The 23,375-nt window shown below is 51.1% G+C and carries 11 protein-coding genes and 1 tRNA gene; 9 read left to right on the plus strand and 3 right to left on the minus strand.

All coding sequences use genetic code 11. From position 1 onward, the window contains the following. The first annotated feature begins 7 nt into the window (after positions 1–7). The 5 genes from dnaG to ahcY all read left to right on the plus strand — a co-directional run bounded on the left by dnaG (position 8) and on the right by ahcY (position 6,251). Positions 8–1,741, plus strand: coding sequence for a DNA primase (dnaG, locus tag IVG45_RS20300; protein ID WP_196435562.1), 1,734 nt, complete (start codon positions 8–10; stop codon positions 1,739–1,741). A gap of 75 nt (positions 1,742–1,816) precedes the next feature. Next, complete coding sequence (gene rpoD, locus IVG45_RS20305) at positions 1,817–3,631, plus strand: RNA polymerase sigma factor RpoD (RefSeq protein WP_196435563.1); 1,815 nt, start codon at positions 1,817–1,819, stop codon at positions 3,629–3,631. Between the two features lie 5 nt (positions 3,632–3,636). After that, a tRNA-Ile gene (locus IVG45_RS20310) sits at positions 3,637–3,713 on the plus strand. A 67-nt stretch (positions 3,714–3,780) separates the two neighbouring features. Further along, complete coding sequence (metK, locus tag IVG45_RS20315) at positions 3,781–4,941, plus strand: methionine adenosyltransferase (protein WP_196435564.1); 1,161 nt, start codon at positions 3,781–3,783, stop codon at positions 4,939–4,941. Positions 4,942–4,958: 17 nt separating this feature from the next. Next, positions 4,959–6,251, plus strand: coding sequence for an adenosylhomocysteinase (gene ahcY, locus IVG45_RS20320; protein WP_196435565.1), 1,293 nt, complete (start codon positions 4,959–4,961; stop codon positions 6,249–6,251). Positions 6,252–6,420: 169 nt separating this feature from the next. Here ahcY and IVG45_RS20325 read toward each other — a convergent pair whose 3' ends face one another. Next, positions 6,421–7,671: an SGNH/GDSL hydrolase family protein gene (locus tag IVG45_RS20325; RefSeq protein ID WP_196435566.1), complete on the minus strand. Its 1,251-nt coding sequence runs from the start codon at positions 7,669–7,671 to the stop codon at positions 6,421–6,423. A gap of 1,284 nt (positions 7,672–8,955) precedes the next feature. On the opposite strand from IVG45_RS20325, the gene IVG45_RS20330 reads away from it, so the two are divergent. The 4 genes from IVG45_RS20330 (at position 8,956) to IVG45_RS20345 (ending at position 19,192) form a co-directional block, all read left to right on the plus strand. Next, a complete protein-coding gene (locus IVG45_RS20330; RefSeq protein ID WP_442923349.1) occupies positions 8,956–10,245 on the plus strand; it encodes an adenosylmethionine--8-amino-7-oxononanoate transaminase in 1,290 nt (429 codons plus the stop codon). Further along, the gene (locus IVG45_RS20335) at positions 10,245–10,973 is read left to right on the plus strand and encodes a 16S rRNA (uracil(1498)-N(3))-methyltransferase (protein WP_196435568.1); all 729 of its coding nucleotides are present in this window, start codon (positions 10,245–10,247) and stop codon (positions 10,971–10,973) included. Before IVG45_RS20330 ends, IVG45_RS20335 begins: the two co-directional genes overlap by 1 nt. Before the next feature lie 399 nt (positions 10,974–11,372). Further along, positions 11,373–17,258, plus strand: a complete 5,886-nt coding sequence (locus IVG45_RS20340) for a hypothetical protein (protein WP_196435569.1) — start codon at positions 11,373–11,375, stop codon at positions 17,256–17,258. A 119-nt stretch (positions 17,259–17,377) separates the two neighbouring features. Next, entirely contained in the window at positions 17,378–19,192 is a 1,815-nt protein-coding gene (locus tag IVG45_RS20345; protein WP_196435570.1) for an O-linked N-acetylglucosamine transferase, SPINDLY family protein, read from the plus strand. Positions 19,193–19,207: 15 nt separating this feature from the next. Here the strand turns inward: IVG45_RS20345 and IVG45_RS20350 are convergent, their stop codons facing one another. Together IVG45_RS20350 and IVG45_RS20355 are read right to left on the minus strand one after the other, a co-directional pair. Then, positions 19,208–20,722, minus strand: a complete 1,515-nt coding sequence (locus tag IVG45_RS20350; RefSeq protein WP_196435571.1) for a class I SAM-dependent methyltransferase — start codon at positions 20,720–20,722, stop codon at positions 19,208–19,210. 75 nt (positions 20,723–20,797) lie between these two features. Then, complete coding sequence (locus IVG45_RS20355; protein WP_196435572.1) at positions 20,798–23,251, minus strand: O-linked N-acetylglucosamine transferase family protein; 2,454 nt, start codon at positions 23,249–23,251, stop codon at positions 20,798–20,800. Positions 23,252–23,375: the final 124 nt, after the last annotated feature.

Genomic DNA, 23,375 nt, shown 5'->3' on the forward strand with positions numbered 1-23,375 from the left:
CGGTAAAATGTCCGGCAGAATCCCCAGGCAGTTTATAGATGAATTATTGGTGCGGGTCGATATTGTTGATCTGATCGATTCGCACGTCCCTCTTAAAAAAACAGGCAGTAATTTTGTTGCGCGCTGCCCGTTTCATACCGAAAAAACGCCTAGTTTCTCCGTTAACCGTAATCGGCAGATGTATCACTGTTTCGGTTGCGGTGTCAGTGGTAACGCAATTAGCTTTTTAATGGATTATAGTCATTTGGGCTTTGTCGAGGCGGTGGAGGATTTGGCTGCCTTTGTCGGTGTCGATGTGCCGCGCGAAGATGGCGGTGAATCCGATGAAGTAGTCAAGGAAAGCGCTTCGCACTTGTATGCGGTACTGGAAGAGGTGACGGCTTTTTATGCCGAGCAATTGCGTGGCGCGGAAGGGCAAAAAGCGGTCGAATATCTGAAGGGGCGTGGCGTAACGGGCGAAGTGGCTCGAGACTTCGGTTTGGGGTATGCGCCACAAGGCTGGGATGTTCTGGTCAGTCGTTTTGATCGAAAGGCTTTGGTGGATGCCGGTATGTTGGTCGTTAGGGATGATGGTAAGGTTTACGACCGTTTTCGTGGGCGTTTGATGTTTCCGATACGGGATAAGCGGAAACGGGTGATTGGTTTCGGTGGGAGAGTGTTGGATGATTCCTTGCCAAAATATCTCAATTCGCCCGAAACGCCGGTATTTTCCAAGAGTAAAGAGCTCTATGGTTTGTGCGAGCTTTTGCAAAAAAAGAACAGGCCGGAGCGGATTCTGGTGGTAGAGGGTTATATGGATGTGATCGCGTTGGCGCAATATGGTGTTTCCAATGCCGTGGCCGCCTTGGGTACCGCGACATCCAAAACCCAGATCGACTTGCTGTTTCGTTTTGCCGCCGAGTTGGTGTTTTGTTTTGACGGAGATATTGCCGGGCGTCAAGCGGCTTGGAAGGCAACCGAGGCTGCCTTGCCCTGTCTGCGGGATGGTCGGCAAATCAAGATTATGCTACTGCCTCAAGGACATGACCCGGATTCGCTGATTCGAGCCGAGGGGGTTCCGGGGTTTCTGGAACGAATTAACGGCGCAAATGTCTTATCCGATTATTTTTTTGAATCTGTCGGAGGGTCTTTGGATTTATCGACCATAGAAGGGCGGTCGCAATTAATGACGGCGGCGCGGCCACAGCTGGAAAAGGTGCCGTCCGGGTTTTTTAAGGACATGATGTGGCGGCGTCTGAATGACATGGTCGGTGGCGGTGCGCTGGAGGTTCCGAAAAATCAGTCTACACTTAGGCCACGATTCGAAAAAAATGTGACCACCAAGGTTGGGCAAAAACGACCTAGTTTGCTTCGTCGGGTTTTGGCTTTGTTGATACAGCATCCGCATTTGGAACATTTGGTTAGTCAGCGGGATTTAGAGTGGGGTGAGTTGAGTTTTTCCGGTAAGGAGTTGCTGGAAGATGTTTTGCATGTGATTGCACTTGAAAAACCCGAAAACAGCGCAATCTTATTAGAGGCATACCGCGAGTCGTCTTACGAGAAAGCGGTTAAGGCGTTGGCGGGGATGGAGCTTGATGTGCCGGAAGGTGGCGAGGAGGCCGAGTTTTCCGGCGCTTTGACTCAGTTACTGCGGCAATCCAGGGAGGATAAGTTGACCGAGCTATTGGCCAAGGAGGGGCGGGAGGGACTGAGTATTGAAGAAAAGCAGGTGTTGCGCATGTTGCTAACGCAGCGGATATAGGTGACCTAATTGTGTTTTGTCGCTATAATGGTCTGTTGTGCGGCGCCTGGTGCTGAAACGTATTGTGAGTAAAGAATGAATCAAGAACAACAGCAATCTCAACTAAAACAACTGATCGCAAAAGGCAAGGCGCAAGGGTATTTAACCTATGCGGAGGTTAACGACCATCTGCCAAGCGATATCATCGATCCCGAACAGATTGAAGATATTATTGGCATGATCAACGACATGGGTATTCAAGTCTATGAAGTTGCCCCCGATGACGACGATTCCTTGATTGCCTCCGATACGGTGGTTTCGGCCGATGACGAGGAAGAGGTTGCCGAGGTTGCGGCATTGGCTTCGGTCGACAGCGAATTTGGCCGTACCACGGATCCTGTGCGCCTGTACATGCGAGAAATGGGGTCGGTTGAGCTGTTGACTCGCGAGCAGGAGTTGAAAATCGCTAAGCGTATCGAAGAAGGCCAGCGCCAAGTTGTGAGTGCCATCGCGCGTTCCGGTTTCATTGTCGAGTCGTTTATCGAAACATTTGCCGGCGTGGCCGATGAGGAATCAAGTACTCGTCTGGGTGATCTGGTTCAGGGGTTTGTCGATTACACCGATGTCGATGAGGTGGCTGTCGAAGAGGTTGAGATCGAAGCTCCGGCGGAAGAAGCGGACGAAGACGAAGTCAAGGCCATCGATTACAACGAGGTTAAAGACAAAGTCGATTTGGTGAAAAAAGCGTTAAAGACTGCTATGGCGGCCGTCAAAAAACACGGCTATGGGCATGATAAATCAGAAAAAGCTTTTGATGCTCTTAGTGATGTGTTTTCCGAATTCAAATGGACGCCGCAGTATCTTAAAAAGATGACCTCCGTTGCGGACGATCTGATTGCCGCTATTCGCGAGCAGGAAAAGCAGGTTATGGATGTATGCGTTAAAAAAGCCAAGGTTCCGCGCCGCGAATTTATAAACGTTTTCACCGAAAACGAAACGCAGTTGAACTGGCTGGAGCAATTTATCCAGGATAATCCTAAATATGCCGATGCGTTGACTGCCAATCAGGATAAAATTAAGCAGGCTCAGCAAAGGCTGGCGGATATTGAAACCCAGCATGGCTTGAGCATCGCTCATCTGAAAAATATTTGCCGCAACATCTCGTTGGGTGAAGCCAAGGCTAGGCGTGCCAAGAAGGAAATGATCGAGGCCAACCTGCGGTTGGTGATCTCAATTGCCAAGAAATACACCAATCGTGGTTTGCAGTTCCTCGATCTGATCCAGGAGGGCAACATCGGTTTGATGAAGGCGGTCGACAAATTCGAATACCGTAGGGGTTATAAGTTTTCGACTTATGCAACCTGGTGGATACGTCAGGCCATTACCCGTTCGATTGCCGATCAAGCCAGGACCATTCGCATTCCGGTGCATATGATCGAAACCATCAACAAGCTGAATCGTGTCTCCAGACAGATTTTGCAGGAGCTTGGCCGCGAAGCGACTCCGGAAGAATTGGCCGAGCGCATGGAAATGCCGGAAGACAAAATTCGCAAGGTTCTGAAGATTGCCAAGGAACCGATTTCGATGGAAACGCCGATTGGCGACGACGAAGATTCGCATTTGGGTGATTTTATCGAAGATTCCAAGATGCTATCGCCGGTTGAATCTGCTACAATCGCCGGCCTTCGCGAATCGACGCAGAATGTTTTGGCGGGTTTGACTGCGCGAGAAGCAAAAGTGTTACGCATGCGTTTTGGTATCAATATGAATACCGACCATACTCTTGAAGAGGTGGGTAAGCAATTTGACGTTACCCGGGAAAGGATACGTCAGATCGAAGCCAAGGCGCTGAGAAAATTGCGGCATCCATCAAGATCGGAGCAATTGCGCTGCTTCCTGGATGGCGAGTAAATACCGGGCCCTTAGCTCAGTTGGTTAGAGCTTCCGACTCATAATCGGCAGGTCGTAGGTTCAAGTCCTACAGGGCCCACCATAATACCCAAGGCCGTTTTAAACGGCCTTTTCTATATTCACACTATTTAATCGTGAGGTGTGTCACCGTGAATAAAAACTATCTTTTTACCTCTGAGTCCGTATCCGAAGGTCATCCCGATAAAGTGGCCGACCAGATTTCCGACGCTGTTGTCGATGCCTTATTGGCGCAAGACCCGCGTTCCAGAGTGGCGTGCGAAACATTGGTAAAGACCGGCATGGTGATCCTTGCGGGCGAAATTACTACCGATGCCTGGGTGGATACCGAAGAACTGGTCAGAAAAGTCGTTTGTGAAATCGGTTACGACCACGGCGACATCGGTTTCGACGGTAACAGCTGTGCGGTGTTGAATGCCATCGGCAAACAATCCGCCGATATAGCGATGGGTGTGGATGAATCCGATAATCACGAACAAGGCGCGGGTGACCAAGGTTTGATGTTTGGTTATGCCAGCAACGAAACCGACGTCTTCATGCCTGCACCGATTACCTATGCGCATCGCTTAGTGGAAAGACAGGCACAGTTAAGAAAAAACAAAACGTTGCCTTGGTTACGCCCCGATGCCAAAAGCCAGGTCACCTTCCGCTACGAGAACAACAAACCGGTTGCGATCGATGCCGTGGTATTGTCGACTCAGCATGCGCCGGAAGTCGGTGGAAAAATGCTGGAAGAAGCGGTGATGGATGAAATCATCCTGCCGACGTTGCCTGCGGAATGGCTGCATAAAGATACCAAATATTTCATCAACCCTACCGGGCAATTCATTATCGGCGGCCCGGTCGGCGACTGCGGCTTGACCGGCCGTAAAATTATCGTCGACACCTACGGTGGTATGGCTCGCCACGGCGGCGGCGCCTTTTCCGGAAAAGATCCTTCTAAAGTGGATAGATCGGCTGCTTACATGGCACGTTACGTGGCGAAAAACATCGTCGCCGCGGGCCTGGCAGAGCGCTGCGAAATTCAGGTCTCCTATGCGATCGGTGTGGCCGAGCCAACTTCGATTACCGTCGAAACTTTCGGTACCGGTAAAGTCGAGGAGGATCGTCTGGTTAAAATCGTGCGCGAACATTTCGATTTGAGACCGAAAGGATTGATCGCGCAACTGGGATTGCTGAAACCAATTTATCGCCCAACAGCGGCTTACGGTCATTTCGGCCGCAACGAAGCCAGCTTCAGCTGGGAAAAAACCGATAAAGCCGAAGCGTTGAAAGACGCGGCCGGCATTTAATTGAAGGAATTAACATAATGAGCCAAACCGATTACAAAGTCGCCGATCTGTCGCTAGCAGACTGGGGCCGCAAGGAAATCAACATCGCCGAAACCGAAATGCCGGGTCTGATGGCCTTGCGTGCAGAATACGGTGCTTCGCAACCTCTGAAAGGCGCTCGCATCGCCGGTTGCCTGCACATGACCATCCAAACCGCGGTGCTGATCGAAACCCTGACGGCCTTGGGCGCGGAAGTACGCTGGTCGTCCTGCAACATCTTCTCGACCCAGGATCACGCCGCTGCCGCGATTGCAGCAGCAGGTATTCCGGTCTTTGCCTGGAAAGGCGAAACTGAAGCCGAAGCGGACTGGTGCATCGAACAAACCATCATCGGCCCTAACGGCTGGCGTCCGAACATGATACTGGACGACGGCGGCGACTTGACCGTGATGATGCATCAGAAATTTCCCGAGCTGATGGCTGACGTCAAAGGCTTGTCGGAAGAAACCACCACCGGCGTGCACCGCCTGTATGAAATGGTGGCCAAAGGCTCGCTGAAAGTGCCGGCCTTCAACGTCAACGATTCTGTCACCAAGTCCAAATTCGACAACCTGTATGGTTGCCGCGAATCGCTGGTCGACGGCATCAAACGCGCCACCGACGTCATGGTTGCCGGTAAAATTGCGGTAGTTTGCGGTTACGGCGACGTCGGTAAAGGTTGCGCGCAATCCTTGCGCGGCTTGGGTGCGACCGTATTGATTACCGAAATCGATCCGATCTGCGCACTGCAGGCGGCGATGGAAGGTTACCGCGTGGTAACGATGGACGAAGCGGCACCGTTGGCGAACATTTTCGTCACCGCGACCGGCAACGTCCATGTGATTACTCACGAACACATGAAGGCGATGCGCGACCAGGCCATCATCTGCAACATCGGTCATTTCGATTCCGAAATCGAAATCGCCGCCATCCGCCAATACACCTGGGAAAACATCAAGCCTCAGGTCGACCATGTGATTTTCCCCGACGGTAAACGCATCATCGTATTGGCGGAAGGCCGCTTGGTGAATCTGGGTTGCGCGACAGGTCATCCTAGCTTCGTGATGTCCAACTCGTTCTGCAACCAAGTCTTGGCGCAAATCGAGCTGTGGAATAACTCCTCGGCTTACGACAATAAAGTCTATGTACTGCCGAAGAAGCTCGACGAAAAAGTCGCGCGTTCGCACTTGGCCCAAATCGGCGTAAAACTGACTCAATTGACGTCCGAACAGGCTGAATATATCGGCGTGCCGGTCGAAGGACCTTATAAGCCAGAGCATTACCGCTACTAAACTCGCTGGTGATGATTGAATAAAAGGGGCTTGAATGCCCCTTTTTTGTTGTCATAGCAAATAGAGTCAAGTGTGCGTCAATGCAAGGCAATCGCGCTATTTAGCCTCTGTCCCGAAATGGCCGTCTTGCCAGGTTTTTACCGCTACAAGCAATTTCTCGGGCTGGTTATTAATCGTTCACATACTGGATAATCTGCTTAATCTGCTGTGTGCGCTCGATGAGCGCATTAGCCTCAGCTCTGGGGATTTTTCTTCCACGTAGTGCCTTGATCTCATTAATGAAGCCATGGAGAACAATGGGGATCGCGTTATCGTTGTTTTTACGTCCATCCTCATGGTACCGTTTAGCAATGGTTAGTTTGACTAGGAGTGCTCTCTCAATTCCTTTCTGGAGATCCATGTCAACGACTTGTTTACGAAGGTCCTGCAATAGATTGGAGATAAGAGTGAACTCAATCTTACTAGCCATGATGGCATGAAAAGCTGTGGTGGGGTGTTCATTATCCCAAAAAACGTAAGAATCGGGGGTGTCGCAGACTGTGTCAGTTGGACTTGCGGGCGCTACATAACCAGTGTAGCAGGGCTCTGTTGAATTGCTTAACCCAAACGCGGTTGGATTACCAACGACTTCCCGGAGGAAAGAGAACGTATCGAACCGGATAATGTTGACATTATTGTCATTGGCAACCTCGTCCAGCATTTGATTCAAGGCTTGGTTATACCGGGTTGTCAGAGCTGTTGCAGTCTCGGATACCAAGGTGGAGTTTGGTGGATTACCTTGGACTACCCGTGGAACTATTCCCAGGTCAGGCAGATTGGGTACAAGTATGTCTCGCGCCCCAGCATTGATGAAGGCTTGAATACTCTCTCGGATCCCTTGTACCGCTTGATCGCTAAACGGTTTTGTTGCTTCGAATCCTTGAGCGATGGTGCTTCCTATCAAGTCCGAAATATCATTGGATCCGGAAAAAACGATATAGAACGCATGTGGGTCATTGATTGTCTGGTCGGTGAATGCTTGTCTCTGCAAGTTTAAAGTCCATGGGAGTAAGCCTGGGGTAAATCCGCCTTCAGTGGGTGGGTTTTCTACGATGTTGTAATTGGTTCTGGTCCCTCCATAGGCAAAGTTAGTGCCGCCCAATGATGAGGCGGTTAGACAGATCCCTAGTTTTTCTGCAAGCATGTCAGTGTAGGCTTTACCATTGGAAAAACGGCCCATGAAGTAGTGATCCTCAGCCGGTGAGCCGTATCCTGTCAAAGATGTAGTGGCTTGAAATAGATTGCCTTGGTCGGATAGGCTGTCACCTATGACATACATATTGCTAAAAGAGGTATTACTGCAGGGGTTGGCTAGGGCTGCAATTGGGACAAGAAGGGCTAAAGCTGGTAAGGATTTTAACAAACGTGTTTTTATCATCATGATATTGCTCCTAAGGTACGGATATTTGTTAGTGATATACGATAATTTTTCATGGTGTAATGTCTCCGAGGTAAATTAATTAATGTCTAATGTGGAGCTAATTTAGTGGTGCGTTGTTTCGACTAAGAGAATATGGCCGTGAATATATTGCTCTTCAGTATAAGAGCTGTTAGTTTCAGTGCGTGGATATATCTGGGTTTCGAAAAAATAAGTATATTTATCAACCGGAAGAGATTTGCAGAGCGGGCTAAAATATTGATCAGTGATGTCCGGTGAGTCATTAATTTTCAACTAACGATCAAAACTCTTCTTGTTGATTGAGTCTTAAACTCCCCGCAGAATCAAGGGGTTTAGACTTCGTAAATTGGCACTTCAAGGCAAATGCATATAAAGGAGTTTTATCTTTGTACCATCAGGATCGCTACCAAATTTCACCCCATGCTGTGTCTCTCTTGGCTGCTTTAGGTAAGAAGCAAGAGCACGAAAAGTAAATTTAGACGAGTTTTCAAAAAGTTTGACACAAGAATAGCATTTAAAGTTAAAAATGGCTGCCATATATCTCTAGCATTATAGTTAGGTTGCGCGTATGACGCGGCGTTACCAGCAGGCGATGGTGGACCGGTCTTCAGTCAATTACGGGGCAGACAAGGTTTGCAAAGCTTGTCAAAGTCGAATTCGCATTACATGCATGGCGTACAGCCTGGGTTGAGCCTTAGTTGTGACCCTTTTCAGCGTACTATATCAATGGCTTTGCTGGATTGAAGGTGTGTTTGAGCGAATGTTTGATTTTGGCATTTGTCCGCCACCAGCCACTGATTTTGGTTGGCCGAGGAAAACAGGGTTGGTTTTTGATGGTAGATCGAAACAAAATGAGGTTTTACGACAGCCTCATCTGGTGATGATGCGGTAAAGCATGAGTCGCAGGGAAGTTTGCTGGGATAATGCCCCGCTGGACGCTTTTTCCACAGCTTGAAACACGAATAACTTGAATACGAGGTTTTTAGAACCAAAGAGGCCGCAACTCAAAGTCTGCTGGATTAATTTGGCCTTTTACAATGGCCGCCGAGGTCACTCAACTCGTGACTACCTATCCCCGCTTAATTTTGAGCGGAATTATTTGCAGAATGTGGCTGGTAGGTGTGCGGTTTTGATTGATACATATAGTGTGTTCTGGGTGTGAACAGTCTTTTATATTTGCTTTGAACTTTCTCAATACTAATGAATGCCAACAATCAATATTTAATTCAGCGAGATCTCGCCGTACTCTGGCACCCTTGCAGCCAGATGAAGGATCACGAACAATTACCGCTGATTCCGATTAGATCCGGTCGAGGTGTCTGGTTGGAGGATTTCGACGGTAAGCGTTATTTGGATGCGATCAGTTCCTGGTGGGTTAATTTGTTTGGGCATTGTAATCCCGTTATCAATCAAGCGATCAAGGCTCAGCTGGATACGCTGGAGCATGTGATCCTGGCTGGCTTCAGCCACGAGGCGGCGGTGGAATTGGCGGAAAAATTGGTGGAGATTACCCCGCCGGATTTGAATAAATGTTTTTACGCCGACAATGGCTCATCGGCGATCGAAATCGCGTTGAAGATGAGCTTTCACTACTGGCGTAATCTCGGGCAGAGTCAAAAAAACCAATTCATTACCTTGGAAAACAGCTATCACGGTGAGACGCTTGGTGCGTTGGCGGTCGGTAATGTCAGTTTGTATAAGGAAACCTACGCGCCATTATTGATGGATGTAATCAACGTGCCTAGTCCGGATTGCTACCATCGTGAAAGTGGAGAAAGTTGGGAAGATTATTCCATCCGCCGTTTCGCCGATATGGAACAAACCTTGGCGCGGTACGCCGATTCGGTTTGCGCGGTGATCGTCGAACCGCTGGTGCAATGCGCCGGTAGCATGCGCATGTATCATCCGGTTTATCTGAAACTGTTACGCGAGGCATGCGACAAGTACGGGGTTCATATGATCGCCGACGAAATCGCGGTCGGCTTCGGCCGAACCGGCACCCTGTTTGCCTGCGAACAGGCGTCTATCAGTCCGGATTTCATCTGTTTATCGAAAGGATTGACCGGCGGCTATTTGCCGTTGTCGGCAGTGCTGACCACCGATACGGTTTATCGGGCATTTTACGATGACTATCAAAATCTGACGGCATTTTTACATTCGCACAGTTACACCGGCAATGCGCTAGGCTGCCGGGCAGCTCTGGCAACCATCGGTTTGTTCCAACGGCAGGATGTTCTGGGTGACAATCGTCAGTTGGCAGCGATCATGACCAAAGCCTGCGAACGCTTCAATGGACATCCCAATGTGGCCGAGGTGAGGCAGACCGGCATGATAGTCGCAATTGAATTGGTCAAAAACAAACAAACTCGTGAAGCTTATCCGTGGCAGCAACGCCGGGGGCTGAAGGTTTACCAATATGCTCTCGGTCGCGGTGTGCTGTTGCGTCCGCTAGGCAATGTCATTTATTTTATGCCGCCCTATGTGATTACCGAGCAGGAGATACAGTTGATGGCCGAAGTTGCTTGGCAGGGCATACAGCATGCGGTACAAGACTGATGCGTGTATCTCGATTATTTGTAAATTCGCCGCTGAATGTCGGCGGACGGATCGAGTTGGATGATGAGGCCGCGCATTATGTGCGTAGCGTGCTTAGGCTGAAACAGCAGCAAAGCATAGTCTTATTCAACGGACACGGCGGTGAGTATCTGAGCCGCTTTAGCGAAGTCAGTCGGAAAGCGGTACGAGTCGAAGTCGAGCAATACATTGACCGGGATGTGGAGTCGCCGCTGGCTGTGGTCCTGGGGCTAGGTATTTCGCGTGGCGACAGAATGGACTGGTCGGTGCAAAAAGCCGTCGAATTGGGTGTGACGCAGTTGACGCCTTTGATCACGGAACGTTGCGTGATCAAACTCAACGATGACAAAAAACAGCAACGCCTGCAGCATTGGCAAGCTATCATTCATCATGCGGCGGAGCAATCCGGTCGCACGCGTTCGCCGGTGATAACCGAGATAGCCGATTTGTCGGATTGGATAGTTCAACAGCAAGGTGTTTGCGTTTTTTTGGATCCGTATGCCGAGCAAAGTCTGGCCGACTTGCAGCCGGCAAATAACCAAATCACCTTGCTTTCGGGGCCGGAAGGTGGCTTTAGTGAACAAGAACGGCAAATTGCCAAAGCCGCCGGCTTCATTCCGGTAAGAATGGGGGCGCGAATTTTGCGCACCGAAACAGCAGTGTTATCGGCGCTGACTGCGGTGCAAACCCTTTGGGGGGATTTTAATTGATGCGCTTTACCGCTTATGCGTTACTACCGTAAGTTACTGCTGGTAGCTCTGGCGGGCTGCGCCAGCATGTTGGCTACGGATTGTTGCAACTAACTGACGCCATACTGCCGCAGCCAAAGTCATCTTGATCTTACTTATCCTTAGCATTGTCTCGTTGAAAAAAATCCTGAATTTCAGCTGGTCGGATTTAGGTTTTGTACTTCCCATTTGTGTCGCCGCCCTCAACACCCTGAGTTCTCTGGCCTACAATCGGAGTTCCTGCACAACCTTTTAGACAAGTTAATTGAAGATTAAAGTTTCAGAAGAAGTTGTCGATACCCCTCTCAAATCCGTCGGCTCTTAAGTTATATCGGGAAGAGCGAACTCTAACAATGGCATAATAAATTAAGGGGATTGGTCATGACTTCAATCGTTACCGGAATGACGCCAGCGCAAATTTCAGCGCTGACAACCGCCCAGATCAAGGCTCTCAATACCGCTGACTTTAAAGCAATGTCAACGGATCAAATACAAGCGATTACCAGTGATCAGGTCACCGCAATCGAAACCAGGGATCTGGTAGTGCTGAGTTCCGGGCAAATTGAAGCAATACAGACATACAGCTTACAATCGTTAGCAACCAGTCAGCTCCAAGCTCTTACTTCAAGCCAAGTTCAAGCCCTCTCAACCGATCAAATTCAAGCACTTACCACTGATCAAGTTGTTGCCTTGACAACCGCGCAGGTTAAAGCGCTGGAAACACGCGATCTGGCTGCCCTGTCGACCGACCAGATTGCCGCCATGGAAACACGGGATATCGCATCCTTGACGACCGCACAAATTGGCTCGCTGACCACCGATCAAATCCAAGCACTGAGCACTAACCAAGTTGCTGCACTGACGACCGCGCAGGCCAAGGCCTTGACCACGGACCAATTAACGGCGTTGTCGACCGACCAAATTGGTGCGCTGGAAACCCGCGACGTGGCGTCCCTAACCACTGCGCAAGTCGCGGCCTTGACCACCGATCAAGTTCAAAGCGGGTTGAGTACCGCGCAAGTTGCGGCGCTGACGACTGCACAAATTGGCGCCTTGAGCACCGATCAAGTTCAAGCGCTGAGCACCGACCAGATCGTAGCGTTGTCGACCGCACAGGTTAAAGCATTGGAAACGGCTGATTTGGCCGCGTTGTCGACCGACCAAATTGGTGCGCTGGAAACCCGTGATATTGCCGCGTTGACCACCACGCAAATTGGCGCATTAACCACCGATCAAATTCAGAGCGGTCTGAGTACCGCGCAAGTTTCCGCACTGACCACTGCCCAAATCGCTTCATTCTCCACCGATCAAATCCAAGCATTGAGCACTGACCAGATCGAAGCGTTGTCGACCGCCCAAGTCAAGGCGTTGGAAATAGCCGATTTGAAAGCGTTGTCGACCGATCAGATTGCCGCGATGGAGACTCGTGATCTAGCATCCTTGACGACTGCGCAGATTGCCGGCTTGTCAACCGACCAAATCCAGGCGTTGAGCACCGATCAGGTTGTGGCGTTGACGACCGCGCAAGTCAAAGCGTTGACCACGGATCAATTGACGGCGTTGTCGACCGATCAAATCGGCGCGCTGGAAACCCGCGACGTAGCGTCCCTGACCACCGCCCAAGTTGCCGCGTTGACCACCGACCAAGTTCAAAGCGGTCTGAGTACCGCGCAAGTTGCCTCGCTGACGACCGCGCAGATTGGCGCCTTGACCACCGATCAAGTGCAGGCTTTAAGTACCGACCAGATCGTGGCACTGAGTACCGCACAGGTTAAAGCGCTGGAAACGGCCGATTTGGCCGCGCTGTCGACCGACCAAATTGGCGCGTTGGAAACCCGTGACTTGGCGTCCTTGACGACAGCCCAGGTTGCCTCGCTGACCACCGATCAAATCCAAGCACTGAGCACTGACCAAGTTGCTGCACTGACGACCGCGCAGGCCAAGGCCTTGACCACGGACCAATTAACGGCGCTGTCGACCGATCAAATCGGTGCGCTGGAAACCCGCGATCTCGCATCCTTAACCACCGCGCAAGTCGCGGCCTTGACCACCGACCAAGTTCAAAGCGGGTTGAGCACGGCGCAAGTTGCCTCGCTGACGACCGCGCAGATTGGCGCGTTGACCACGGATCAAATCCAGGCTTTAAGTACCGATCAAATCGTAGCGCTGAGCACCGCGCAGGTTAAAGCGCTGGAAACGGCCGATGTGGCCGCGCTGTCGACCGACCAAATTGGCGCGTTGGAAACCCGTGATCTGGCGTCAATGACAACAGCCCAGGTTGCGGCGCTGACCACCGATCAAATCCAAGCACTGAGCACTAACCAAGTTGCTGCACTGACGACCGCGCAAGCCAAGGCCTTGACCACGGACCAATTAACGGCGTTGTCGACCGACCAAATTGGTGCGCTGGAAACCCGCGACGTGGCGTCCCTAACCACTGCGCAAGTCGCGGCCTTGACCACCGATCAAGTTCAAAGCGGGTTGAGTACCGCGCAAGTTGCGGCGCTGACGACTGCACAAATTGGCGCCTTGAGCACCGATCAAGTTCAAGCGCTGAGCACCGACCAGATCGTAGCGTTGTCGACCGCACAGGTTAAAGCATTGGAAACGGCTGATTTGGCCGCGTTGTCGACCGACCAAATTGGTGCGCTGGAAACCCGTGATATTGCCGCGTTGACCACCACGCAAATTGGCGCATTAACCACCGATCAAATTCAGAGCGGTCTGAGTACCGCGCAAGTTTCCGCACTGACCACTGCCCAAATCGCTTCATTCTCCACCGATCAAATCCAAGCATTGAGCACTGACCAGATCGAAGCGTTGTCGACCGCCCAAGTCAAGGCGTTGGAAATAGCCGATTTGAAAGCGTTGTCGACCGATCAGATTGCCGCGATGGAGACTCGTGATCTAGCATCCTTGACGACTGCGCAGATTGCCGGATTGTCAACCGACCAAATCCAGGCGTTGAGCACCGATCAGGTTGTGGCGTTGACGACCGCGCAAGTCAAAGCGTTGACCACGGATCAATTGACGGCGTTGTCGACCGATCAAATCGGCGCGCTGGAAACCCGCGACGTAGCGTCCTTGACGACAGCCCAGGTTGCCGCGTTGACCACCGACCAAGTTCAAAGCGGTCTGAGTACCGCGCAAGTTGCCTCGCTGACGACCGCGCAGATTGGCGCCTTGACCACCGATCAAGTGCAGGCTTTAAGTACCGACCAGATCGTGGCACTGAGTACCGCACAGGTTAAAGCGCTGGAAACGGCCGATTTGGCCGCGCTGTCGACCGACCAAATTGGCGCGTTGGAAACCCGTGACTTGGCGTCCTTGACGACAGCCCAGGTTGCCTCGCTGACCACCGATCAAATCCAAGCACTGAGCACTGACCAAGTTGCTGCACTGACGACCGCGCAGGCCAAGGCCTTGACCACGGACCAATTAACGGCGCTGTCGACCGATCAAATCGGTGCGCTGGAAACCCGCGATCTCGCATCCTTAACCACCGCGCAAGTCGCGGCCTTGACCACCGACCAAGTTCAAAGCGGGTTGAGCACGGCGCAAGTTGCCTCGCTGACGACCGCGCAGATTGGCGCGTTGACCACGGATCAAATCCAGGCTTTAAGTACCGATCAAATCGTAGCGCTGAGCACCGCGCAGGTTAAAGCGCTGGAAACGGCCGATGTGGCCGCGCTGTCGACCGACCAAATTGGCGCGTTGGAAACCCGTGATCTGGCGTCAATGACAACAGCCCAGGTTGCGGCGCTGACCACCGATCAAATCCAAGCACTGAGCACTAACCAAGTTGCTGCACTGACGACCGCGCAAGCCAAGGCCTTGACCACGGACCAATTAACGGCGTTGTCGACCGACCAAATTGGTGCGCTGGAAACCCGCGACGTGGCGTCCCTAACCACTGCGCAAGTCGCGGCCTTGACCACCGATCAAGTTCAAAGCGGGTTGAGTACCGCGCAAGTTGCGGCGCTGACGACTGCACAAATTGGCGCCTTGAGCACCGATCAAGTTCAAGCGCTGAGCACCGACCAGATCGTAGCGTTGTCGACCGCACAGGTTAAAGCATTGGAAACGGCTGATTTGGCCGCGTTGTCGACCGACCAAATTGGTGCGCTGGAAACCCGTGATATTGCCGCGTTGACCACCACGCAAATTGGCGCATTAACCACCGATCAAATTCAGAGCGGTCTGAGTACCGCGCAAGTTTCCGCACTGACCACTGCCCAAATCGCTTCATTCTCCACCGATCAAATCCAAGCATTGAGCACTGACCAGATCGAAGCGTTGTCGACCGCCCAAGTCAAGGCGTTGGAAATAGCCGATTTGAAAGCGTTGTCGACCGATCAGATTGCCGCGATGGAGACTCGTGATCTAGCATCCTTGACGACTGCGCAGATTGCCGGATTGTCAACCGACCAAATCCAGGCGTTGAGCACCGATCAGGTTGTGGCGTTGACGACCGCGCAAGTCAAAGCGTTGACCACGGATCAATTGACGGCGTTGTCGACCGATCAAATCGGCGCGCTGGAAACCCGCGACGTAGCGTCCTTGACGACAGCCCAGGTTGCCGCGTTGACCACCGACCAAGTTCAAAGCGGTCTGAGTACCGCGCAAGTTGCCTCGCTGACGACCGCGCAGATTGGCGCCTTGACCACCGATCAAGTGCAGGCTTTAAGTACCGACCAGATCGTGGCACTGAGTACCGCACAGGTTAAAGCGCTGGAAACGGCCGATTTGGCCGCGCTGTCGACCGACCAAATTGGCGCGTTGGAAACCCGTGACTTGGCGTCCTTGACGACAGCCCAGGTTGCCTCGCTGACCACCGATCAAATCCAAGCACTGAGCACTGACCAAGTTGCTGCACTGACGACCGCGCAGGCCAAGGCCTTGACCACGGACCAATTAACGGCGCTGTCGACCGATCAAATCGGTGCGCTGGAAACCCGCGATCTCGCATCCTTAACCACCGCGCAAGTCGCGGCCTTGACCACCGACCAAGTTCAAAGCGGTCTCAATACAGGTCAAATTGCTGCGATGCTTTATACTCAAGTTGCGGCATTAACTACTGATCAAGTCCAAGCCCTGAGTACCGACCAAATAGTGGCGCTTACCACTGCGCAGACTGCTGCGCTGGAAACGGCCGATGTGGCCGCGCTATCGACCGACCAAATTGGCGCGCTGGAAACCCGTGATCTGGCGTCAATGACAACAGCCCAGGTTGCCTCGCTGACCACCGATCAAATCCAAGCACTGAGCACTAACCAAGTTGCTGCACTGACCACGGCACAAGTCAAAGCCTTGACCACGGACCAATTAACGGCGTTGTCGACCGACCAAATTGGTGCGCTGGAAACCCGCGACGTGGCGTCCCTAACCACTGCGCAAGTCGCGTCCTTGACCACCGATCAAGTTCAAAGCGGGTTGAGTACCGCGCAAGTTGCGGCGCTGACGACTGCACAAATTGGCGCCTTGAGCACCGATCAAGTTCAAGCGCTGAGCACCGACCAGATCGTAGCGCTGTCGACCGCACAGGTTAAAGCATTGGAAACGGCTGATTTGGCCGCATTGTCGACCGACCAAATTGGTGCGCTGGAAACTAGTGATTTGGCGTCCTTGACGACAGTTCAGATCGCGGCATTGACCACTGATCAAGTCCAGGCCCTTAGTACTGATCAGATCGCCGCGCTGACCACCGCGCAGACCAAGGCCTTGACCACGGACCAATTAACGGCGCTGTCGACCGATCAAATCGGTGCCCTGGAAACCCGTGACCTGGCGTCATTGACCACCGATCAAGTCGCGGCTTTGTCAACCGATCAAGTACAAAGTGGATTGAGAACTTCGCAAATCGCTGCGATGCTTTACACTCAAATTGCGGCATTGACCACTGATCAAGTACAGGCACTCAGTACCGATCAGATCGTGGCGCTGACCACCACGCAAGTCAAAGCGATAGAAACCGCCGATCTGGCCGCGCTATCGACCGACCAAATCGGCGCACTGGAAACCCGCGACCTGGTGTCATTGACCACCGATCAAATCGCCGCATTAACTACGGATCAAGTACAGACCGGTTTGAGTACAGCGCAAATATCCTCGCTGGCAACCTCGCAAATTGCGGCGTTGACAACCGATCAGATCCAGGCATTGAGCACAGATCAGATCAGTAGTTTGACCACAAGTCAGGTTCGCTCGTTGACATCGGATCAGATAGGCGCTTTGTCAACGGATCAGATTCAGTATCTGACGTTCTAAGTATAGAATTTGAACTGTTCTTATAGCGTCTCCTGTGTGATGAATAATCGCACAGGAGACGCTATGGGCGTCTTTTCGAGGATACCCGATGTTGCTTTATCATTCCTTAACGTATTTCCGTGTCATTTATTGAAGTTGATTTTACCTCTGCGTTACTACATGCTTGGCAAGGAGAGCTCGACTTTGGTCAACTGATCAATTACGCGAACGAACTGCAAGCAAATGGTGAAACACCGCTTGCCGCAGTACTTTACCAAACATGGTTGCGACGAAACCAATCACCACACAACCATCTGGTGTGTTTTAATTTGGGCACAGTGCTTTTCAATCTAGGGGATTTTCCTGGTGCGAAGGAGATATATGTCCAGGCCATCCAACTAGCGCCTTTATTTGTGCAGCCGCGCTTTAATCTTGGTTTGACTTACGAGCGCCTTGGACAGGTCGAGGATGCGATTGTCGAATGGCGTTGGATCGATGACAACGTGGGTCCCAATATCGCCGAATACCGACAGATATTACTGTTAGCCCTCAACAATCTTGGCCGCATCCTCGAAACCCGTAAGCAATATGCTGGCGCACTGGATTATTTGGCAAGAAGCCTAGCAATCAATCCCAATCAACCGGACGTCATTCACCATTGGGTTTATTTGCGGGAAAAGCAATGCGCCTGGCCCATTTATGGGCCTATATCAGGCATCAACTCGGAGTTGATGCGTCAGTCGACTTCGGCCCTAGCGATGCTCAGTTTGTCGGACGATCCGGAACAACAACTTACGGCTGCGCGTAATTACGTAAAAAATAAGATTAATTCTAACGTTCCAAAGCTAGCTCCCGTAAAAGCGTACGGGCATCAGAAAATACGCATCGGCTATTGTTCGTCAGATTTTTGTTTACACCCGGTCGCCATGTTGACCGCTGAACTGTTCGAACTGCATGATAGGAAAAATTTCGAAATTTATGGCTACTGTTGGACGCAACAAGGCCATTCGCCGCTACGCCAGCGAATAATCGATGCGATGGATTACTTCGAGCGCATCGATACCATCAGCGACGAAGTTGCCGCCAGACTGATTCGAGAACAGGAAATCGATATTCTTGTTGATCTGCAAGGTCAAACGTTGGGAGCTCGTGCCAATCTGATGGCTTATCGACCGGCGCCGATACAGATTACCTACCTTGGTTTGCCGGCAACCACGGGGCTGCCTTCAATCGATTACGTTATCTCTGACCGTTTCCTGATTCCGGAAGAATATGCCCATTATTATTCCGAAAAACCATTGTACATGCCCGATGTATACCAAGTGAGCGATCGTCGGCGGCAATGTGCCTCTATTCCTAGCCGAGAAAATTGTCATCTGCCGGTGGAAGGCTTTGTATTTTGTTCGTTCAATAACAGCCACAAGTACACTCCGGAAGTTTTCAGTATTTGGATGAATATCCTGCGGCGTGTCCCCGGCAGTGTGCTGTGGCTACTTGCCGACAATCCCTGGGTCGAAATTAATTTGATAAATGAAGCTAAAACTTGCGGTATCGATCCGAATCGGCTCATTTTCGCGTCTAGGGTTGAGCCGGAACACTACTTAGCTCGGTTTGCGGTGGCCGATCTGTTTCTAGACTCTTTTCCGTTCAATGCTGGCACTACCGCCAATGATGCCTTATGGATGGGCTTGCCAGTACTGACCAGAAGCGGACGCTCCTTTGCGTCCAGAATGGCCGGTTCTTTGCTTACGGCGGCTGGATTACCCGAATTGATTACTTATAATTTGCGGGATTACGAAGACAAAGCCGTGGCCTTGGCTCAATCTCCGGAGTCGTGCTTGCAACTCCGGGAACATTTGCAAAACATCCGTAATAGCGGCGTATTGTTTGATACGCCGCGTTTTGTAGATAACCTTGAGCGGCATTTCAAACGTCTCATTGCTGAACTGAGTTGAGTGTTGGCTGTTCTTTCATACCGCTACGGCTCGTACCACATATTGAAAGGCCATGGCGTCCTTTACAGCCTGCTCTGGATCGGCGCCGCTGGCAATCGCCATTCCCCGGATATGTGGCAGATATTTATCCGCATCCACTCCCGGAAAATTGAAAATTCTGGACACAGCCGTTTCAATATGAAAACCGTTGGTTTCAAACATTTCGAAAATGGTCTTGCGAGTAAAGAAACGCAGATGGGTTCTATCGAATAATCCGCTATCCTCGTATCTGAATTCGCCGATATTGAGCCGAGCTTGGAAACTCCAATGTTGCGCATTGGGTATGCAAGCGATCACTTGATTGCCAGGCGCCATTCGAGACTTAAGTTTTCGCAACAACTGCCAAGGGTCACGCAAATGCTCCAGCACATCGCCAAAGACCCAGACATTGGCGGGAAACAAAGCATCCAATTCCGCATCGCGCATTGTTTCGATATCGGCGCAAAATGCTTGCGTACATTCCTGGTTGGCAATTTGAATGTTATCTTCATCAATGTCGATCCCGACCCATTGGCAATTGGGGGTGTTTTTGAGATATTCCCTGGCCAGAGTTCCGCGCATACAGCCGACTTCCACCACTTTTTCCAGGTTAGGAGCTAGCATCGCCAATATCGAATCGTTGAATAAGTCGTGCGCGGGTGTTTGTTTCATAGTGGTCTCTTGCGGCTTGTGGATGGGCGGTTTCGGGAATACTTGCTGACGAATTTGATTATAAACGGCTGCATATTCCGGAAAATCTTGTTGAGTCATCGCGATTTTAAGCGCATCGGCGATGACCGCCTGTTGCTTGAATTGTCCCAGTTGGCTGGACCAATTCATGATAAAGGGATTATAAATTTCGGTTTTCCATGAGTTTTGGCACAGCAGCAGTGATGCGATCCCTTCTATCACAAACACTTTGCGAGCTACCGCGCCAGGGTAAGCGGTTTTATGAGATAGTTGTTGGGTTAACTCATCGTCGTTATTCTGTTGCTCGGCTATCGCGAAAAGTTTTTCGGTAAGTTCCAGCCAAGCTCGCCAGAAACACGGTTTGGCTGCGAAATAATTACTGAAAACAATGCTCCGAGAGTCCATGACCAATGCCTTCAGGTCTATAGCGAAGCCAATCCGGTCGAAAAACTGCTGGCAAGTTGCCATGGCTCCGGGATCAGTTACATCACTACCTTCGAAGATATTCTTAAAAAAAGCGCCGATATCCGGCTGAGGGCTAAAAAGAAAAACATCCGTCTGGCTATCTTTGGATTCGATGAACGCCATCACGTCACTGTAAGATAGGCGAGTCTTATCTCGAAAACGGGGTGAAAAAAAGCCGTAATAAGCGGATTCGTCTAAAGCTGGTGATTGTCCGAAGAACTTGCGTATCGGCCAGTATTCATACCAATCCGGGCGTTCGTTGTCGGTGTTATCCAGCAGCAAATAGCCGTCTTCGATGGCATTTAAAGTCTCGGCGGAATAAGCAATGTGATAGAGAAAAGCTTTCATTTGATTCATAAGCGATGTATGTTGAGATTTGATGGTCCGGTATTGGTCTTTCGGCATTCATACCGGTTGCGGCAAGCTCTAAATCTACGATCCCCATTTGTCAAAATATAGCGTTCGCCCACTTTCCCACTCCGGTGTTGCGAAAGCGCCGCCGCTCCGATGCGTGAGACAAATGGGCCATGTACCGATCTTCAATCCGAAATTCGCCGCGCTACGGCAAAAGTCCAGATCGTAAAAATGAAAATTAAAGCGCTGGTCAAACAATACCCCATGCTTTCGCAGTGTGTCTTTCGATGCAGCCAGAAACAGGCCATCCAATAATTCGCAAGCCGCCGGAGCCGGACCATAGATATTGATCTGTCCAAAAGCCTCGTTTCCATGCGCCACGGAACCGCTAAAATTTTCCGGAGTGTCGACTTTAAGTCCTCCGCCGTGTTGCACGAATGCCCAGCTCGGTTGGTATGGTTGTCTTCGCTTGTTGCCGGCCACGCCAATGATGTCGTAACTTTGCAAACCTTCGATGACGCGATTTACCAAAAAAAAATCGTCGATCCAAACATCGTCATGCACAAACACTAAATAATCAGCCGCATCATCGACCTGAATCCGGCGATTGTAAATCTCCGGCAAACCGAGCCGATTTTGATAGGTGATGTGCGTTCGCAGGCGTTTATCTTGCTGCAAGCGTTTTAAGGAAAGGCCCAATGCGGAATGATTCCAAAAATCATCTTCGGTTTTTAGGGTGGCGCTGACTATTTCAATAATTGGGTCGGCCTCGCGCTTGGGCAAGGTAAGTTGAGCGTAAACGTCCAATAGAGCTTGTTCCAGGCTGCGGGCGAAACGTTTCGAATCAAACAGAGGTGTTTCAAGCTTATGGCTGCGCAGATAGGCTTTGTAATTGGCAATGTGTTGCGGCTGTTGTGCAAGCATCACCGCCCGTTCTTCATAGGCATGCCAATTCGGCATGATCAATTCGGGTAATCCGACAGCGTTCAGTAAACTCCCTGCCATACGGGAGGCAAAGGTGTTGCCTGGGCAGGTCAGTACCGGTAAATCCGCCCAAAGAGCATCGCTGGCGGTCGTTCCCGCGTTATAGGGGCTGGTATCGAGCAGCAAATCCGCTAGCCGATAACGCGCGAGATATTCCATGGGGGCGACTTTTTGCGCAAAGATTAAGCGCTCCGAATCGATTCCGTGTTTTTTTGCTTGGTTATGTAGATTGGCTTTTGCAATTTCATTGTCCGCGACCAGCCACAAAACGCTGTTTGGAACCCGGTTAAGTATTCGCATCCAGACAGCGAACACGTCGGGATTGATTTTGTAACTGCCGTTAAACGAGCAGTAGACAAAACAATCCTCCGGTAAGCCGCACGCGGCCCGGCTAGGCGTTTCTCCAATCACGCGCTGGCTATCGTTCACCTGATAGACATCGGGCAGGTACAAAGGCTTCTCCATAAAGTGTTGTGCCAACGCCTTGGGAAAAACGAATTGGTCGGCCAAGATATAGTCGATTTCCGGCATGCCCAGTGTGCCGACAAAACCCAGGTAGGAAACCTGTATCGGCGCGGGTTTATACGCCAAAAGGGTTACCCTGGCGCCCGATGTCAATCCGGTCAGATCGATCAGCACATCAATTTCAAGCTCGCGAATTGCCTGTGCCGCTTGTAGATCGGACAAGTCATGAATCGGGACATGACGGTCCATCGCCCGCAATACTCTCTGTCTGAGGGCGCCGCCGTCGTCGACGCTATAATCGATGGCATAGATCTCAAAGTGCTGCCGATCATGTAGTTCGAATAGTTCAACTGCCAGGATAGACACGGCGTGCCAGCAAAAGTCGCCTGACAAATAGCCGATACGCAATTTGTCGTGCCGGTATCCCGTGGCTGGGGACAAGCGCGGCAAGTTTCTCGGAATTTTACGCTCGACCCAGGAAGAAATGACTCTTAACTGTACCGCCGGATCGTCGGTAAGCGCTAACACGCCTAATGGGCCGCAGTGATCGAGTAGTTTCTGTTCGGAAATGCCGGCGACGGCTTCGAGAATGGGCCACTGACACATTTTTTGCTGGATATGCAAGTAGTGTTGGATGACGTCCGCTTGTTCGGGATTGGCCATCAAGCTTCGCTTGAGTAGCATTTGCGCTTGATCGTAGCGTCGTGCGTTTTCATGCACACGTCCGCTGTGATTCAACAGCAGAGTTTGTGCTTCTATTGGTTGCATGGCGCGTTGCCATGTGTCCAGAGCTTTTTGGGTGTCCCCCGTGGCTTCAAAAGCTAGGCCCAAATTTACTGCTGCTTGGTAAAAATCGGGCTTGAGTTGTAAGGCTGATTGATAAGCGGCGATCGATTGGGGTAATTGGCCCAGCAAGCGTAGTAGGCGTCCCATGTTATAAAATGCTACATAGCGTAGGTGAGCGTCCTCACTATTTGCGTTAGCCAGCCATGCCTGGTAAATCTCAACAGCGTTAATCAGCTGGTTTTGATTTTCAAGTTGTTGTGCCTGTTCCATGACGGAGGCTAGTGGGATTGATTTCATTGTAATTGTTACTGAACGTCGAAGTTTGCAGTGTTATGCGAATCAATTTAGCATCGATTTTACTTGGCGCGGATTATTTTTTCCCACCGAAGAATAGAACAAAAGAGAGTTGGGCCTTTTGGGG

Origin of the sequence: Methylomonas sp. LL1, from assembly GCF_015711015.1 — a bacterium.
Taxonomy (GTDB): Bacteria; Pseudomonadota; Gammaproteobacteria; order Methylococcales; family Methylomonadaceae; genus Methylomonas.

Excerpts from the sequence above, each read along its gene's own strand:
- dnaG (WP_196435562.1), top strand. The coding sequence starts at position 8 with ATGTCCGGCAGAATCCCCAGGCAGTTTATAGATGAATTATTGGTGCGG.
- IVG45_RS20340 (WP_196435569.1), top strand. The coding sequence starts at position 11,373 with ATGACTTCAATCGTTACCGGAATGACGCCAGCGCAAATTTCAGCGCTG.
- IVG45_RS20355 (WP_196435572.1), bottom strand. The coding sequence starts at position 23,251 with ATGAAATCAATCCCACTAGCCTCCGTCATGGAACAGGCACAACAACTT.
- IVG45_RS20350 (WP_196435571.1), bottom strand. The coding sequence starts at position 20,722 with ATGAATCAAATGAAAGCTTTTCTCTATCACATTGCTTATTCCGCCGAG.
- IVG45_RS20335 (WP_196435568.1), top strand. The coding sequence starts at position 10,245 with ATGCGTGTATCTCGATTATTTGTAAATTCGCCGCTGAATGTCGGCGGA.
- rpoD (WP_196435563.1), top strand. The coding sequence starts at position 1,817 with ATGAATCAAGAACAACAGCAATCTCAACTAAAACAACTGATCGCAAAA.
- ahcY (WP_196435565.1), top strand. The coding sequence starts at position 4,959 with ATGAGCCAAACCGATTACAAAGTCGCCGATCTGTCGCTAGCAGACTGG.
- IVG45_RS20330 (WP_442923349.1), top strand. The coding sequence starts at position 8,956 with ATGAAGGATCACGAACAATTACCGCTGATTCCGATTAGATCCGGTCGA.
- IVG45_RS20325 (WP_196435566.1), bottom strand. The coding sequence starts at position 7,671 with ATGATGATAAAAACACGTTTGTTAAAATCCTTACCAGCTTTAGCCCTT.